Source organism: Marinomonas communis, assembly GCF_004363305.1.
Taxonomy (GTDB): domain Bacteria; phylum Pseudomonadota; class Gammaproteobacteria; order Pseudomonadales; family Marinomonadaceae; genus Marinomonas; species Marinomonas communis.
Window position 1 is genome coordinate 333914 of sequence record NZ_SNZA01000001.1, and the last position, 14400, is coordinate 348313.

The 14400-nt window shown below is 43.6% G+C and carries 10 protein-coding genes; 8 read left to right on the forward strand and 2 right to left on the reverse strand.

Annotated features, from left to right (window positions below; genetic code table 11):
• Positions 1–12: 12 nt before the first annotated feature.
• The 4 genes from C8D85_RS01630 to C8D85_RS01645 are packed head-to-tail and all read left to right on the forward strand — an operon-like array spanning position 13 to position 3510.
• A complete protein-coding gene (locus C8D85_RS01630) occupies positions 13–303 on the forward strand; it encodes a YcgL domain-containing protein (protein WP_133559616.1) in 291 nt (96 codons plus the stop codon).
• Positions 303–788 carry a YcgN family cysteine cluster protein gene (locus tag C8D85_RS01635; RefSeq protein ID WP_133559617.1) on the forward strand — a complete coding sequence of 162 codons (486 nt, stop codon included), beginning with the start codon at positions 303–305 and terminating at the stop codon, positions 786–788. Before C8D85_RS01630 ends, C8D85_RS01635 begins: the two co-directional genes overlap by 1 nt.
• A 43-nt stretch (positions 789–831) precedes the next feature.
• A complete protein-coding gene (locus C8D85_RS01640) occupies positions 832–2712 on the forward strand; it encodes a vWA domain-containing protein (RefSeq protein WP_244936872.1) in 1881 nt (626 codons plus the stop codon).
• 3 nt (positions 2713–2715) lie between these two features.
• Positions 2716–3510 (forward strand): class II glutamine amidotransferase, encoded by a 795-nt coding sequence (locus C8D85_RS01645; RefSeq protein WP_133559618.1) that lies wholly within the window; start codon positions 2716–2718, stop codon positions 3508–3510.
• Positions 3511–3935: 425 nt separating this feature from the next.
• Here the strand turns inward: C8D85_RS01645 and cysK are convergent, their stop codons facing one another.
• Positions 3936–4901: a cysteine synthase A gene (gene cysK, locus C8D85_RS01650; protein WP_133559619.1), complete on the reverse strand. Its 966-nt coding sequence runs from the start codon at positions 4899–4901 to the stop codon at positions 3936–3938.
• 245 nt (positions 4902–5146) lie between these two features.
• Between cysK and hrpA the strand changes: the two genes are divergently transcribed.
• From hrpA to C8D85_RS01670, 4 genes are all read left to right on the forward strand, one after another.
• The gene (hrpA, locus tag C8D85_RS01655) at positions 5147–9058 is read left to right on the forward strand and encodes an ATP-dependent RNA helicase HrpA (RefSeq protein WP_244936873.1); all 3912 of its coding nucleotides are present in this window, start codon (positions 5147–5149) and stop codon (positions 9056–9058) included.
• A 20-nt stretch (positions 9059–9078) separates the two neighbouring features.
• Positions 9079–9855: an MlaA family lipoprotein gene (locus C8D85_RS01660; protein WP_133559620.1), complete on the forward strand. Its 777-nt coding sequence runs from the start codon at positions 9079–9081 to the stop codon at positions 9853–9855.
• A 37-nt stretch (positions 9856–9892) separates the two neighbouring features.
• Positions 9893–10942 carry a polyamine ABC transporter substrate-binding protein gene (locus C8D85_RS01665; RefSeq protein ID WP_133559621.1) on the forward strand — a complete coding sequence of 350 codons (1050 nt, stop codon included), beginning with the start codon at positions 9893–9895 and terminating at the stop codon, positions 10940–10942.
• Between the two features lie 109 nt (positions 10943–11051).
• A complete protein-coding gene (locus C8D85_RS01670) occupies positions 11052–13256 on the forward strand; it encodes a putative bifunctional diguanylate cyclase/phosphodiesterase (RefSeq protein WP_162847516.1) in 2205 nt (734 codons plus the stop codon).
• Here C8D85_RS01670 and C8D85_RS01675 read toward each other — a convergent pair.
• A complete protein-coding gene (locus C8D85_RS01675) occupies positions 13253–14371 on the reverse strand; it encodes a PQQ-dependent sugar dehydrogenase (RefSeq protein WP_133559623.1) in 1119 nt (372 codons plus the stop codon). The genes C8D85_RS01670 and C8D85_RS01675 overlap by 4 nt on opposite strands.
• Positions 14372–14400: the final 29 nt, after the last annotated feature.

The following is a 14400-nucleotide window of genomic DNA, read 5'->3' on the forward strand; positions in this document are numbered from 1 at the left end:
GTGAGACTCATTATGAGCCAAATGATTATTGAAATTTTTCGTTCGTCAAAACGTGATGAAATGTATTTATACGTTGAGAAGCAAAAAGGTACAAAGGATGTTCCTGAAATGCTGATGGAGCGCTTTGGTAAACCAATCAGTGCAATGACGATGCTTTTAAAGCCAGAGAAAAAACTGGCCCGTGCGAACGCTGAAGATGTGATGAAAGCGATTCGTGAGCAAGGCTTTTATTTGCAAATGCCACCTGTTCGCGACGAGTACCTGCTAGATTTATATAAAGCACCAACGGAAGCTAAGTACTAATGATCGCCAAGCGTTATGAACCCTTTTGGAAAACGACTCCACTGGCACAAATGTCTCCTACGGAGTGGGAGTCTATTTGTGATGGTTGTGCGAAATGCTGTCTGCAGAAGTTGATGGACGACGATACAGATGAGGTTTATTACACTGATCTTGCCTGTCATCAACTGGACATCAAAGGCTGTCGTTGTAAAGTTTATGACAAGCGTTTGGAGAAAGTAGAAGGGTGTCTCTCTCTGACACCTCAAGATGTGACTGCGTTTGAGTGGCTTCCAGATACTTGCAGTTATCGAGTATTACATGAAACAGGTGACCTTCCGAATTGGCACCCTTTGGTTGTCGGGAGTCATCGCGAAATGATTAGCCAAGGTCTAACCGTAAGTCATTACGCGGTTAACGAAAATACTGTTGACGAAGATCGCTGGCAAGAACATATAATCAAATGGGTTCACGGCATGCCGGAGTGCTACGATCCGACCCAAGACTGAAACCATTAAACATGGTTTAATTCGCCGCCCAAGGAGTATCAAAATGGTGAAACGAAGACAGTTACAAACTTATGTATTATCACTGTTTCTTTTCTTTGTACCTTGGGCCTGTGCGGATACCCAATTTCGATTAATCGTCGATGCATCAGGCAGTATGTTGATCAGTGATCCTGATAAGTTAACGTCTGAATCTCTTAAATTAATCTCTGACCTCGCACCTGAACAAGAAGCCACCCTCGGAGTATGGCTCTTTGGTGAGCGCGCTCGCGTACTGCTGGCCGAATCTAAAATCAATGCTTCAACCAAGGCTCGCCTAAATAAAGCAGTAAACAGTTATACGCCAGGTGACCTACAAACCGACCTAGAATCTATTATCAAATTGCTTTTGCAAACACCTGATGTAGGTGGTTTAGAGCCAGGCTTTGATCGACACTGGATACTCGTGACCGATGGCATGGTGGATGTCAGTTTAGATGAGGCAGTTAACCAAGCTTCTAGAAATCGTATCACTAACGAGCTCGCTACTCAGTTGGCGGAACGTGGGGTGCACTTGCACACGGTTTCGATGACAGGCTACACCGACAAAGAGCTGCTTCAATCGGTTTCGACGTTGACCAATGCAACACACACCGAAGTAGCCACACCTGATGAGCTGCTTGATACATTTGATCGTATCTTTTCACAGGCCTCACCATCTGAAGAAGTGCCTTTTGAAGGCAATACTTTTTTCATTGATGAGGCAATTGACGAAGCCACACTGCTCATCTTTCATGATTTAGGTGTTCAACCAAAGATTTTCAAACCCAATGGTCAACCGCTTGTTTTGACAGAAGCTAATGTCTCTGCAGTCGATGCAGATCATTACCTGCTGGCAACGATTACGAAACCAGCTGTGGGGACATGGCAAGTGGAAGACGTTGACTTAGAACGTAGTAATATCCGTGTCATAACAAAGCTGAGTGCGCAAACCACCAAAGTGGCGCCAGTGTTGTTTGTTAATGAGCCGATCTATTCAACAGTTGGCTTGTTTCAAGATGATCAACTGATTAACGATGCTAAAATGTTGGAGTTAGTTGACGTCCATCAGCGATTAAACTTATTAAGCGGGGAGAGTAGTAAAGAGCTGATGAAGCGTCCCCTTGATATTGCAAACTATCAGTTCAAGAACAAGATTGACCAAATAACGGATGTAGGTAACTACGAGCTGATTTCTGAAGTGGACGGTAAGACTTTCGTTCGTAAATTGAGTCAATTCTTTTCCGTGGCTGCGCCGATCACCTTTGAGGCAGAGCGTCAAAGCGAAAACCTGGTCTCGTTCTCTGCCAAGCCCACAAACCTTCGATTAAATGTTTTAAGAAGTAACGCGCGTCTTATTTTGACGTCAGCAGATGGTGGTGAGGAGTCTTTAGAGTTGCCATTGATTGGCGAAGGGTTCTGGCAAAAGATTTACCCAGTGCCGCCAAATAGTACCGTCAGCGCTCATGTGCGATTAATCGGTATCACTCAAACGGGCGTTCGATTTGAGTACTCAACACCTTCTTGGTATCTGACCCGTGATGGAGCGGGCAGTGTAACGGTCAGTCGATCTCAACAAGAGCCTGATACAGCACTTGCAGCGGCCGCAGCAATCAATAGAGACCTCGTTCCTTTGGTTGTAACACCACAAGTGGCTATCGTCTCTGAGTCCGAATTAGACAATGAGCCTGAGGGAATGAGCAATGAAGAAGATGCAGGCTCAACGGATGAGCCTTTGCCTGAAGCATCAGATGAATCATTAGTTGAAGAAGCTGAAACAAGTCTATCCACTACAGACTGGCTGCTTTATGGTGCTCTAAATGGCCTAGGCTTACTGTTATTTATCGGTGGCTATTGGTTATTCCGACGTATTCGGAAAAAACGTAAACAACTAGTAATAGAAGATTAAACAATGTGTGAGTTACTTGGCATGAGTGCCAATGTCCCTACGGACATCTGCTTCAGTTTTTCTGGTCTACGAGCTCGTGGCGGTCGTACAGGCCCCCACAAAGATGGTTGGGGCATGGCAATGTATCGTGACAGTAGTGTGTGGTCTATTCATGACCCGAGACCTAGTGCTGACTCCGATATGGCTGATGTAATGAGCAAGACTTCTCTAAAATGCCATATTGTAATCAGCCATATTCGACAAGCAAATGTTGGCAATGTTTGCTTACCTAATACTCATCCTTTCAGTCGTCTCTTGTGGGATACAACATGGAGCTATGCTCACAACGGCCAGCTTGATACCCCTCAAAGTCTGACATTGCTGACCCATTATCCTTTGGGGACAACCGATTCTGAGCGCGCGTTTTGTTGGTTGATTGAGCAGCTGCTGGCGAAGTTCGGAGATCAAATGCCAGAGCTTGAAGAGCTAACGGCATTTCTCGGTGAGCAATGTGACCGCTTAAGGGAAAAGGGTGTGTTCAACATGATGCTCTCCAATGGGCAGTATTTATTTTGCTACTGTACAACCAAGCTTCACTGGATAACCCGTCGTGCCCCGTTTAAACCAGCAACACTTTCTGATGAAGATGTCACCATTGATTTCAAAGAAGTCACCACGGACAAAGATGTTGTCACTGTGATCGCGACACAGCCTCTTACTCATGATGAGACATGGCAGCAAATGCAAGTGGGTGAGATGTGTGTGTTTGATGCGGGTGAGTTGGTGGCTCGAATTGAATCAAGGGCGACGGCAGAATGAATAAAGCAAAAAAGCTATCAGTATAATAAAGTTAATTGATTTTGTTGTTTGATTGAGTTGCCCTACATTAAAGCTACACAGAGCAATTAAGCTCAGCAACGGATTAGGTAGCCGTTATTTAATAAGGGGAATAACTGATGAAACATTACACTTTATATTGCTCAGCTGATAACGAGTTTTGCAGCATTGCAAAGAACACATTAACACGAAATAACATTGCTTTTGATACGTTAAGTGTTGATACGAATTGCGCGAATGAATCACTAATGCGTGTTTTCGAAGGGGAAAACAATAAAACTCCAAAAGTTTTTTATGGCGCAGAATACGTTGGTGATCTCGGTGACATCGAGAGACTTTTCAATAGAACAGTCTAAAAAAAACAGGCTCAATGAGCCTGTTTTTCGTTTAAACGATATTAATTCAAATTATTGAACGGTTTCGTTTTCGCTGAACTCGCCTTCAAAAAGCGCTGTTGATAGATAGCGCTCACCAGAATCTGGTAACACAACCACAATTTTCTTATCAGCAAATTCAGGATCTTTGCTTAGCTTTTCCGCTGCAACCACTGCCGCGCCACAAGAGATACCGCATAGGATACCTTCTTCACGCATTAGGCGTTTTGCCATGGCAATTGCATTTTCGTTGGTAACTTGTTCAACACGGTCAACAACTGAAAGGTCAAGATTCTTAGGAACAAAACCTGCACCAATACCTTGTATCTTATGTGGTGCTGGAGTAGGCGTTTCACCGTTAATGGTTTGTGTAATAACAGGTGATGACGTTGGTTCTACTGCAACCGAGGTAATGGCTTTACCCTGAGTGTTTTTAATGTAGCGGCTTACACCTGTGATGGTGCCACCTGTACCAACACCCGCTACGAACACATCGATTTCACCGTTGGTGTCATTCCAAATTTCTGGGCCAGTGGTTTTCTCATGAATTTCAGGGTTAGCAGGGTTATCAAATTGCTGTAGCAAGACAAAGTTAGGGTCTTGTGCAATCTCTTGTGCTTTTTCGATCGCACCTTTCATGCCTTTGGCTGGCTCAGTTAGAACAATGTTAGCGCCCAATGCTTTCATGACTTGGCGACGCTCAAGACTCATGCTTGAAGGCATAGTGATGGTGATCGGGTAGCCACGAGCTGCGGCAACGAAACATAATGCAATCCCAGTGTTACCGCTCGATGGTTCTACCAGTGACTTACCTTTGGTAAGAACGCCACGTTTCTCTGCGTCCCAAACCATGTTCGCACCAATACGGCATTTAACAGAAAATGCAGGGTTACGGGCTTCAACTTTAGCCCAAATATTGCCGTTACCGATTTGATTAAGTCGCACTAATGGCGTGTTACCAATCGTCAAAGAGTTATCATTAAATACTTTTTCAGACATGGGTCATCCTTATCTTTTACATCAAGCGTTTTAAACGTATTGGATTCTAGTCATTCACTATACCTGCTTCCAGTAGGAGGAGGTAAGAACTTTGAACTATATGGTTAGATTTGATGGTATGAAAAACAGCTGGTATTCATACCATACTCGTGAAGCAATTTAGTGGTAGAATCCTATTTATATTAAATAGTTATCGTCAGTGCTCGATATTTAGCACTGCACAATTGAAAGGTCACATCCATTTCATGCGAGAACACACCGAATCCATTGCCATGACTGCTGGGCAAGATCTGCTGATGGCAAAAGATCGCTTCGCGATAAAACGCAAACTAGACGTACTTGATAAGCGTCGTAAAGAAGGTCTGCCAACATCTAAGCTTGAAGCTGAATTGGCAGAGTTGGTCGAGGCATCGAAAGCACTCTATCAAGCCCGACAAGAACGCATGCCAACCATTACTTACGACGATTCGTTACCCGTTTCTGCTCGTCGTGATGAAATTATTAAAGCGATACAAGAAAACCAAATCGTAATCATTGCCGGTGAAACCGGTTCTGGTAAAACGACTCAACTTCCTAAAATGTGCTTGGAAGCTGGTCGAGGTTTGACTGGCCAAATCGGCCACACCCAGCCACGACGAATTGCGGCACGCAGTGTGGCGGAACGAATCAGTGATGAGCTACAGGTTAAGTTGGGGGAAGCAGTTGGTTTCCAAGTCCGTTTTACGGATGAAAGCCAAGAAGATACCCTGATTAAGTTGATGACTGACGGTATATTGCTCGCTGAAATTCAGCAAGATAAGTTCTTACAAAAATACGACACCATCATTATCGACGAAGCCCATGAGCGTAGTCTGAATATCGACTTTTTGTTGGGGTACTTAAAGCGTATTACAACGCAACGTCCTGACCTGAAAGTTATCGTTACTTCGGCAACCATCGATGTGGAGCGCTTTTCACGTCATTTTAATGATGCACCAATTATCGAAGTATCCGGGCGTACATATCCTGTAGAAATTCGTTATCAGCCGTTATTAAGTAAATCCGATTTTGAAGAGCTCGATGAAGATCAATCAATGGAGCAGGGTATTCTTGATGCCGTGACCTTATTGATCGATGAAGAGCGTGAGACGGGGTATCGCGGTGCCGGCGATATTCTTGTGTTCTTGCCTGGTGAGCGTGAAATTCGTGAAACCGCTGAGTTGCTGCGTAGGGAAGCGCTTCAAGGGGTTGAAGTATTGCCACTCTATGCGCGATTAAGCAGTTCGGAGCAACAACGAATTTTCAAACCCCACGGCGGTCGACGTATTGTGTTATCGACCAACGTGGCGGAAACATCTTTGACGGTACCGGGCATTCGTTATGTTATTGATCCAGGCTTAGCGCGTATTAGTCGTTACAGTGTGCGCTCAAAGGTCCAGCAGTTACCGATCGAGAAGATTAGTCAGGCCAGTGCAAATCAAAGGGCAGGTCGATGTGGTCGTGTGGCGGAAGGTGTTTGTATTCGCCTTTATGACGAAGAAGATTTCAATGGGCGCCCAGAGTTTACCGATCCGGAAATTTTCCGTACCAACTTAGCCTCTGTTATTTTGCAAATGGCGAATTTGCGTTTAGGTGCGGTTGAAAAATTCCCATTTGTTGAAATGCCAGAAAAACGCATGATTAACGATGGTTATCGTGCATTGACCGAATTGGGGGTATTGCGTGGGGATCGACTAACCACTATCGGCCGACAATTAGCAAAGCTTCCGATTGATCCCAAACTTGGACGTATGTTGATTGCTGCCAATGATCACCATGTCTTGAAAGAAGTCGCCATCATTGTCAGTGCGTTATCGGTACAAGACCCTCGTGAGCGTCCACAAGACAAGAAAACTCAGTCAGACCAATGTCACGCTGTCGATAAAGACGAAAACTCTGACTTCATGGTATTGCTGAACTTATGGCAACGTTATGAAGAACAACGCCAAGAATTGTCCCAAAATCAACTACGCCAATACTGTCGTAAGCAATTTTTGAACTTTATGCGGATGCGTGAATGGCGTGATATTCACCGTCAAATATTGATTGCTTGTAAACAGCTGGGCTTTAAAGAAGTTGAACATGAAGAGCGTCAGTACGACTCAATCCATCGTGCATTGTTGGCTGGCTTGTTTACTCAAGTGGCCAATAAAATGGACGAAAGCAAAGAAATGCTAGGTTGTCGCTCGCGCAAGCTATCCATCTTTCCAGGCTCTATGTTGTTTAAGCGCCCGCCACAGTGGGTGATGGCGGCTGAGTTGATTGAGACGAGTAAGCTATACGCGCGAATCGTTGCGAAAATTGATCCTCAATGGGTTGAAGACTATGCCGCACCATTTGTGAAGCGACAGTATTTCGACCCACATTTCGAACGAAACCAAGGTCGTGTTGTTGCCTTTGAGCAAGTGTCATTGTACGGCCTGATTCTTGTAGCCAAACGTCGTATAGATTATGGGCATGTGAATCCAGAAGATGCTCGCGAAGTCTTTATTAGGCAAGCATTGGTCGAGGGCGACTTAAAATCCAAAGCCGCTTTTTATAGGCAAAATGCTGAACTGATAAAAAGCGTTGAGACTCAAGAAGCAAAGCTCCGTACACGTGATATTTTGGTTGACGATGAAGCTGTGTTTGCTTTTTATAACGAACGTTTGCCTGCTGATGTGCGTAATCAAAAGAGCATTGAGTATTTTGCGAAGCGAAATCCCGACGCACTGATCATGACGCGTGACGATCTGATTAATCAGGATGTCAATGTTGATGAGTATGCCTTCCCTGATAATTACTCGTTAAATGGCGTTGCCTTACCTATAGACTACGAGTTTGCCCCAGGCCAGCAGAAAGATGGGGCCACTTTGAAAGTGCCTGTCGGATTGCTAAGACAGCTCACTCTAGATGAGCTTGGTTGGGCTGTACCTGGTTATGTTAAGGAGCGTTGCGAATCTTTGATCAGAGCGCTACCCAAAGCATTACGTCGCCGCTTTGTCCCCATACCACAGTTTGTTGAACGTATTTATCCAAATTTGTCGAAGGACAAAGGGGATCTATTAGAACAGCTTTCACTTCAAATTAAGCGAGAAACTCTGATCGATATTCCATTAACCGAGTGGAATGCGGATAAATTAGAAGGGCATTTAACGCTTAATATTGATGTGATTGACGAACGCGGCAAGGTGTTAGGCAGTGGTAAAAATCTGTCTGAGCTACAAACCCGCTTTGCAGAGATGGTCGAAAAAAGCTTTGCAAAATTCGGCACGAAGAAGCATGAACAAGTTGAGTTGACCGAATGGCCCGATCAGGATGTGCCAGAGCGTCAAGAAATAAAGCAAGCAGGCATTAAAGTAACTGCTTTCCCAGCCCTAGTGGCGAGCGATGGGAGCAGTGTTTCTTTAAAAATGTTCGATGACCCAAATACGGCCATTGAAGCTCACCGTAAAGGGGTTATTGCTTTATTAAAGTTAGCGCTTCATAAGGATATGAAATACCTTGAAAAGAACTTACCTAAGTTACGAGAGTCTATGTTGTTATTCTCACCAATAGGTAAGAAGGAAGTATTACTTCAAGATTTGCTGGATGCGATCGTCGAAAAAGTGTTTCTCGATGAACGTCCATTGCCGCGTACCAAAGAAAGTTTTGAGCAACGCTTAATGGATCATAAAAAGCAGCTCATCAGTATCGCTAATGACATGGCGTTACAGTTACATGCCGTTTTATCCGCTTATCAACATGTGGCTAAGCGAATGAAAGGCTCCATTCCTCTACCTTGGACTCGAGTCTATGGTGATATAAAGAATCAGTTGGAAAATTTGGTGTACCCAGGTTTTATCGGTGCTACGCCACTTTATTGGTTAGGTCAATTGCCTCGCTACTTTAAGGGTGTTGAGGTTAGGCTAGAACGTTTCCAGAACCACCTCAATAAAGAGAATGCCGCAGTTGGTGAGTTGGAAAACCTTTGGGAGCAATATCTGCGTCAGAAAAAAGCTCATGATGAGAAGGGGATTTATGACCCTAATCTGACGCGTTATCGCTGGTTATTAGAAGAGTATCGAATTTCATTGTTTGCACAAACCGTTGGAACGTTAGAGCCAATTTCTGACAAACGCTTAGCTAAACAGTGGCAAGAAGTTAAAAAACTTGTTTAAACGCAAGGAAGGAGAAACACATGAAACGTATAGTAGCCAGCATTGGATTGCTGATTGCCTCACTCTTTGCAGTGGCTGAAACTGCAGAGGATCCATGGGAGGGTTTTAACCGTTCCATGTTTACCTTTAATGAGACAGTAGATGAGTATGGGCTTAAGCCCCTAGCGCAGGGGTATGACGCGGTAACCCCAAACTTTATGCAAAAAGGGATTAGTAATTTTTTCTCCAATCTAGGGGAAGTTCCCAATGCATTTAACAACCTGTTTCAAGGTAAGTTTGACGAAACCGCATCATCGACCTTTCGTTTTATCATCAATACCACATTCGGTATTTTTGGTTTGTTTGATGTGGCGAGCGAAATGGGCTTGCAACGTTATAAAGAAGACTTCGGTCAAACGCTAGGTCATTGGGGAGTCGATTCTGGGCCTTATTTGATGTTGCCATTTTTTGGTCCCTCTACGGTTCGTGATGCAAGTGGCATGGTCGTAGACTATTCTATTTATGATGCCATGGATTTGTATGATTTTAGTGATGATCAGAAGTGGATCGCACGAGGTATCAATGTCATCCAGGTGCGTGCTCGCTATCTTTCTGCTGAGCAAATGGTATTTGGTGATCGTTATACGTTCATCCGCGATGTCTACCTTCAGTCACGTCGAGCGGAAATAGAAAGTCTTTCAGGCGGCGATGAGTTTTCTGCTCAAGACCCTTATGCAGATGAGGTTCAAGGTGACTCTTGGGGGGATGAAAGTGAAGATTCCTGGGGTGACACTGACTCTTGGGGAGAAAGTAATTAATTAGATTGTTAGCTCCCTTTAACAGAGGAGGATAAGCATGGTTGTATTGAAACATTTTTATCCTATAGCGACATTGGCGCTGCTGTTAGCTTTGCCGATTGAAGCACAAGAACAAAGGGAGCCTTTGGTTTTTTACACATGGGAAGATTTTATCGATCCAAGCCTTATAGAGGCGTGGGAAGAGCAGTCCGGAATCCCAGTAAAAGTCATTTTTTACGATGACGAAGGTTTGAGAAATCTAGTGCTATCTAGGTCTGATCTGGCGGCTAAAATTGATGTAGCTATCGTTGATAATGCAACGATGCATGTTTTACAAGAAGCGGGTCATCTTTCAGAAATACCTTCTGCTCGTTATGAGCAGTTCTGGCCTGATGCTTGTACTGGGTTCGGTCGTCCATATCTTTGGGGTGTTTACGGACTTGTTTATCGTCAAGATAAAATGCAGAGCAATATTTCAAGCTGGAGAGATATCTTAAATCCCAAGTCCTACCTAAAGGGACATATTGGTATGCTAGGGCAGGCTGATGAGCTTATGACGACAGCGCTTGCTGGAATGGGCTACCCAATAGACTCAACGGATGAAATGTATTTGAGGCAGGCATTTAGTCTTTTAAAACTACAATCTGAATATGTTACGACGTATGATTACATATATAGTTTCATACTATCTGACCCTGAAAACAATGACTTATGGGTTGCGCCTGCTTATTCGGGTGATCAGTATGGGTTGAATGAAATACAGGGAATAGATGCGTGGCGATTTGTGGTTCCCGAAGAGGGGGCAATTGTCTGGGTTGATTGCCTTACTATTCCTGCTTCGTCTATTAGAAAAGACGAGGCGCTTGCTTTTATCGATTTTATAACTCGCTTGGATAACAGTGCTCAAAACTCCGAGTATTTATGGACGGCAAGCCCTTATAAAGAAGTGAATTCTTTAGTAAGTGCAGAGCTTAGAGAAGATCAAACCATCTATTTAGATAAGGACTCTCTTGCGAAAGCCATCCCTTTCAAGGATATGAAAGGGACCGATATTCTTCAAAGGACGCGTATAAAGGACGCTTTACTACGATATTATGACTCTCACTAAGCGCTTAGTACTCCTTGTGCTGCCTATTCTATTTGTAGGCGTTTTAGTAGCCACAATTGGAGTTTTTAAAATTCAGACGGCGACGCTTACGGAAGTTGAGCAGAATCGCTTGGACTTAAAACTTCTGCAAGCAAAAGTTGAGTTTGAGAGAGAGGCTAATATCAGCTCCGGTATTCTTGCGTTGCTTCTGGAAGGAAAGACTTTAACTGAGTTTGCTCGCTTTGCTGGCAATGATATTCGAGAGTATATCGTTACACAAAGGTTGGATTATCTACTCAGCAATGTTGTAGAGAATAGCAGTATCCGAATCGCTATATCTGTTTTGGATGCTAAAGGGGATTCCATTTATCACTATGAGAGAAGTGATAACCCTTTCTCCAGTACTCCTAGCTTTTTACCTGGTTTTGCTCGCTCTTTGCTAATGAAGCAGGAGATGGAAGAGCAAAAGCTGATGTTTCTTAAAAATGGAAATCATGCTTATTTATACGGTCGTAGTATTGATGCTGCCACCCTAGCTAGTCCAGTTCGAGCGTCCTTAGAAGATACACTAGCGATCGTTGTAACCGTGTATATGTCAGAGTTTGATAGATTATACTCTGAGCTAGAGCAGGAATATGGCGTAACTCCATTGATTGTCAATCGCTCACCAACGTCACCAATAGTTTCTACCAGTCATATCAGAACAGTAGAACTGTTTCCCGGTACTATTTTAGAAATGGAGCTTACTCAGGATTATATTCGCTCAGAGCGAACAGCCTTAGTGGATTGGCTGTTGGCAATGTCAGTTATGCTTGGCTTAGGCATCACCCTGTTACTGTTGTTCTTAATTAGGCGTTTTATTATTCTGCCGATTGAATCCTTGGATAATCAGCTGTCATTAGTTATGAATGAGCATCAGTCTAACATCGAGAAGCCCAAGGGAATCGATGAAGTTAGTCGCCTGGGTGTGAAGTTCTACGAGCTCTATGACCAACTTAATATTAACCTTAAAGAATCTCAGACATTAGCTGTAACAGATTCTCTTACGAAACTTCCTAACCGCACACGCTTTCAAGATTTCGCAAAACGTGCATTGATTCGTGCTTGGAATCGGCATAGCCATGTTTCGTTGATTTACATAGATCTTGATAACTTTAAATTTGTGAACGACCGACTTGGGCATGAAGCTGGGGATGAGTTACTACAGTACACTGCGCAAGCGTTCCAAGACCTACTGACTAAACATGTCCCTAAAGAACAAGCGGCATTAGTATCTCGGTTAGCTGGAGATGAATTTGCCATTGTTCTAGCTCATGATGTTTTAGATGATCGTTTGGATCTGGCATCCAGTGTTGTGAACCTGTTCGAAGGTGGCTTCAAAACGGATCGTTACATAACACCGGTATCTGCGAGTGTTGGGATTGCAAGCTATCCAAATGATGGTGAGGATCTACGCGAGTTGATTGCAAACGCGGATATGGCGATGTATCACGCTAAGCGTACTGGTAAAAACCGTTTTGCTGCGTATTCTCATACCATAGCTAGAGAAGCACGTCGGGTTAAGCTTATTGAAGATGCGCTTAAATTTGTGAACTGCGACGAAGAATTTTCTCTAGTGTTTATGCCGTTTGTGGATAAAGACCGAAAAATTAAAGGTCTTGAAGTGCTGCTTCGTTGGTATTCACCTGAGCTTGGTCAAATAACGCCAGATGAGTTTGTGCCTATCGCTGAGCAGACTGGAACTTACACTAAGATTGACGATTGGGTATTTAGAAACGCCTTTGAGCATCTTGAAAAGCTTAGGTCATTCTTAGGTGCAGACATCGTTATTGCGATCAATATTTCTGCTGGCGAATTAGGTCAAGCGAGTTTCGTTGATCGTATAATTGAACTTAAGAAACTGTATTCAGTCCCTGATTCTGCGGTTGAGCTTGAGATTACAGAAACGTTTGGATACTTTGCCGTTCAGCAAGTGTTAAGTGTTCTACGAGATTTACGAAACCATGGTTTTAGAATATCGATTGATGACTTTGGAATAGGGTATACACCCTTGTTACAAATGATCGACTATCCAGTCGATAAAGTTAAATTTGATAAAGAATTGGTCGATCGATTAACGGATAAATCTCATCATCAGTTAATGCAACCTACAGTAGAGCTATGTCACTTGCAGAATATCAAAGTGACAGCGGAGGGGGTTGAAAATGCGGATAAGTTTGAACTGTTAAAAGATGCTAAATGTGACTATTTCCAAGGCTATTCAATTGCCCAGCCAATGACGATTACTGAACTTCGTCAATGGCATAGACAATATAAGCTATCAAATGAAGATTAGTGTAAGTTGGATGTATCTTTAGGTCTGATATTTAAAATACGTCCTGAGTCGGTGCTGATCATCAGGCTACCGTCTTGCATTTCAATGACGTCTCTCATACGTTCATTGAGGTCTTCTAAAAAGCGTGTCTCGAAGACTTCGCCAGACTCCAAACGAACATTGTTTAAATGGCGTAGCGCAAGAGCAGTTGATAGAAAATCACCTTCCCAGTCTTTAAATAATTGACCACGGTAGATTAGTAAAGAGCTCGGTGCGATAGAAGGAATGTAAACTTTCGCAGGGTCTTCCATGCCTTCTTTACTGGTGGCCTCACCGACAGAAAGCGGCGCCCAGTATTCCTTACCATGAGAAACGATAGGCCACCCATAGTTTGCACCGACACGAATTAGGTTAATTTCATCTCCACCCCGTGGGCCGTGTTCGTTTGACCATAGAAACCCTGTTTTTTGGTCAAAGAATAAGCCTTGTGGGTTTCTATGCCCAAAACTCCAAATCTCAGGTTTAATATTGCCATGACGAACGTATGGGTTGTCTGCAGGAACTGAGCCGTCCATGTTTAATCTTAAAATGCTACCCGCATGATTCTTCAGATCCTGTGCATTGGCGCGTTTGCCTCTGTCACCTACACTGAAGAACACATGCCCATTACCATCAAACGCAATTCGACTGCCAAAATGCTGCCCTTTGTCAGACGATGCCTCGGTAATAAGAAGGTCTTGCCAATCAATTAGGGATAGGTCTTTCAACTTCGCTCGTGCAAGAGCAGTGGTCGCTCCTTCTTCAGTAGGATGAGCGTAAGTAAAATACACCCAACCAGATTCTCTATAATCTGGTGCTAACGCCACATCTAATAGGCCGCCTTGCCCAATTCTCGCAATATCGGGCAGCCCTTGTATTTCATCCGCATCACCTGAGTTCAAGTTGATACGTAAAAGCTTACCATCTAGGATGGTAACCAAAAGAGTATGCTGGTCTAGTTGTGCCATCCCCCATGGAATGCCATTCACTTGTGCCACTTCATCAATTTGAAATGTTTTATTTGCTTCCGCTGCATAGCTAAGTGTACTGAACGATAGAAGAACACTAAGACTAAAAGTTTTTAAACGTTGAAGCATATTGATACCTAGTTCATTCAAGAGCTTTG

What these genes read in the sequence shown, in the direction of transcription:
- C8D85_RS01630 (WP_133559616.1), top strand. Translation starts at nt 13, where the DNA reads ATGAGCCAAATGATTATTGAAATTTTTCGTTCGTCAAAACGTGATGAA.
- C8D85_RS01635 (WP_133559617.1), top strand. Translation starts at nt 303, where the DNA reads ATGATCGCCAAGCGTTATGAACCCTTTTGGAAAACGACTCCACTGGCA.
- C8D85_RS01640 (WP_244936872.1), top strand. Translation starts at nt 832, where the DNA reads ATGGTGAAACGAAGACAGTTACAAACTTATGTATTATCACTGTTTCTT.
- C8D85_RS01645 (WP_133559618.1), top strand. Translation starts at nt 2,716, where the DNA reads ATGTGTGAGTTACTTGGCATGAGTGCCAATGTCCCTACGGACATCTGC.
- cysK (WP_133559619.1), bottom strand. Translation starts at nt 4,901, where the DNA reads ATGTCTGAAAAAGTATTTAATGATAACTCTTTGACGATTGGTAACACG.
- hrpA (WP_244936873.1), top strand. Translation starts at nt 5,147, where the DNA reads ATGCGAGAACACACCGAATCCATTGCCATGACTGCTGGGCAAGATCTG.
- C8D85_RS01660 (WP_133559620.1), top strand. Translation starts at nt 9,079, where the DNA reads ATGAAACGTATAGTAGCCAGCATTGGATTGCTGATTGCCTCACTCTTT.
- C8D85_RS01665 (WP_133559621.1), top strand. Translation starts at nt 9,893, where the DNA reads ATGGTTGTATTGAAACATTTTTATCCTATAGCGACATTGGCGCTGCTG.
- C8D85_RS01675 (WP_133559623.1), bottom strand. Translation starts at nt 14,371, where the DNA reads ATGCTTCAACGTTTAAAAACTTTTAGTCTTAGTGTTCTTCTATCGTTC.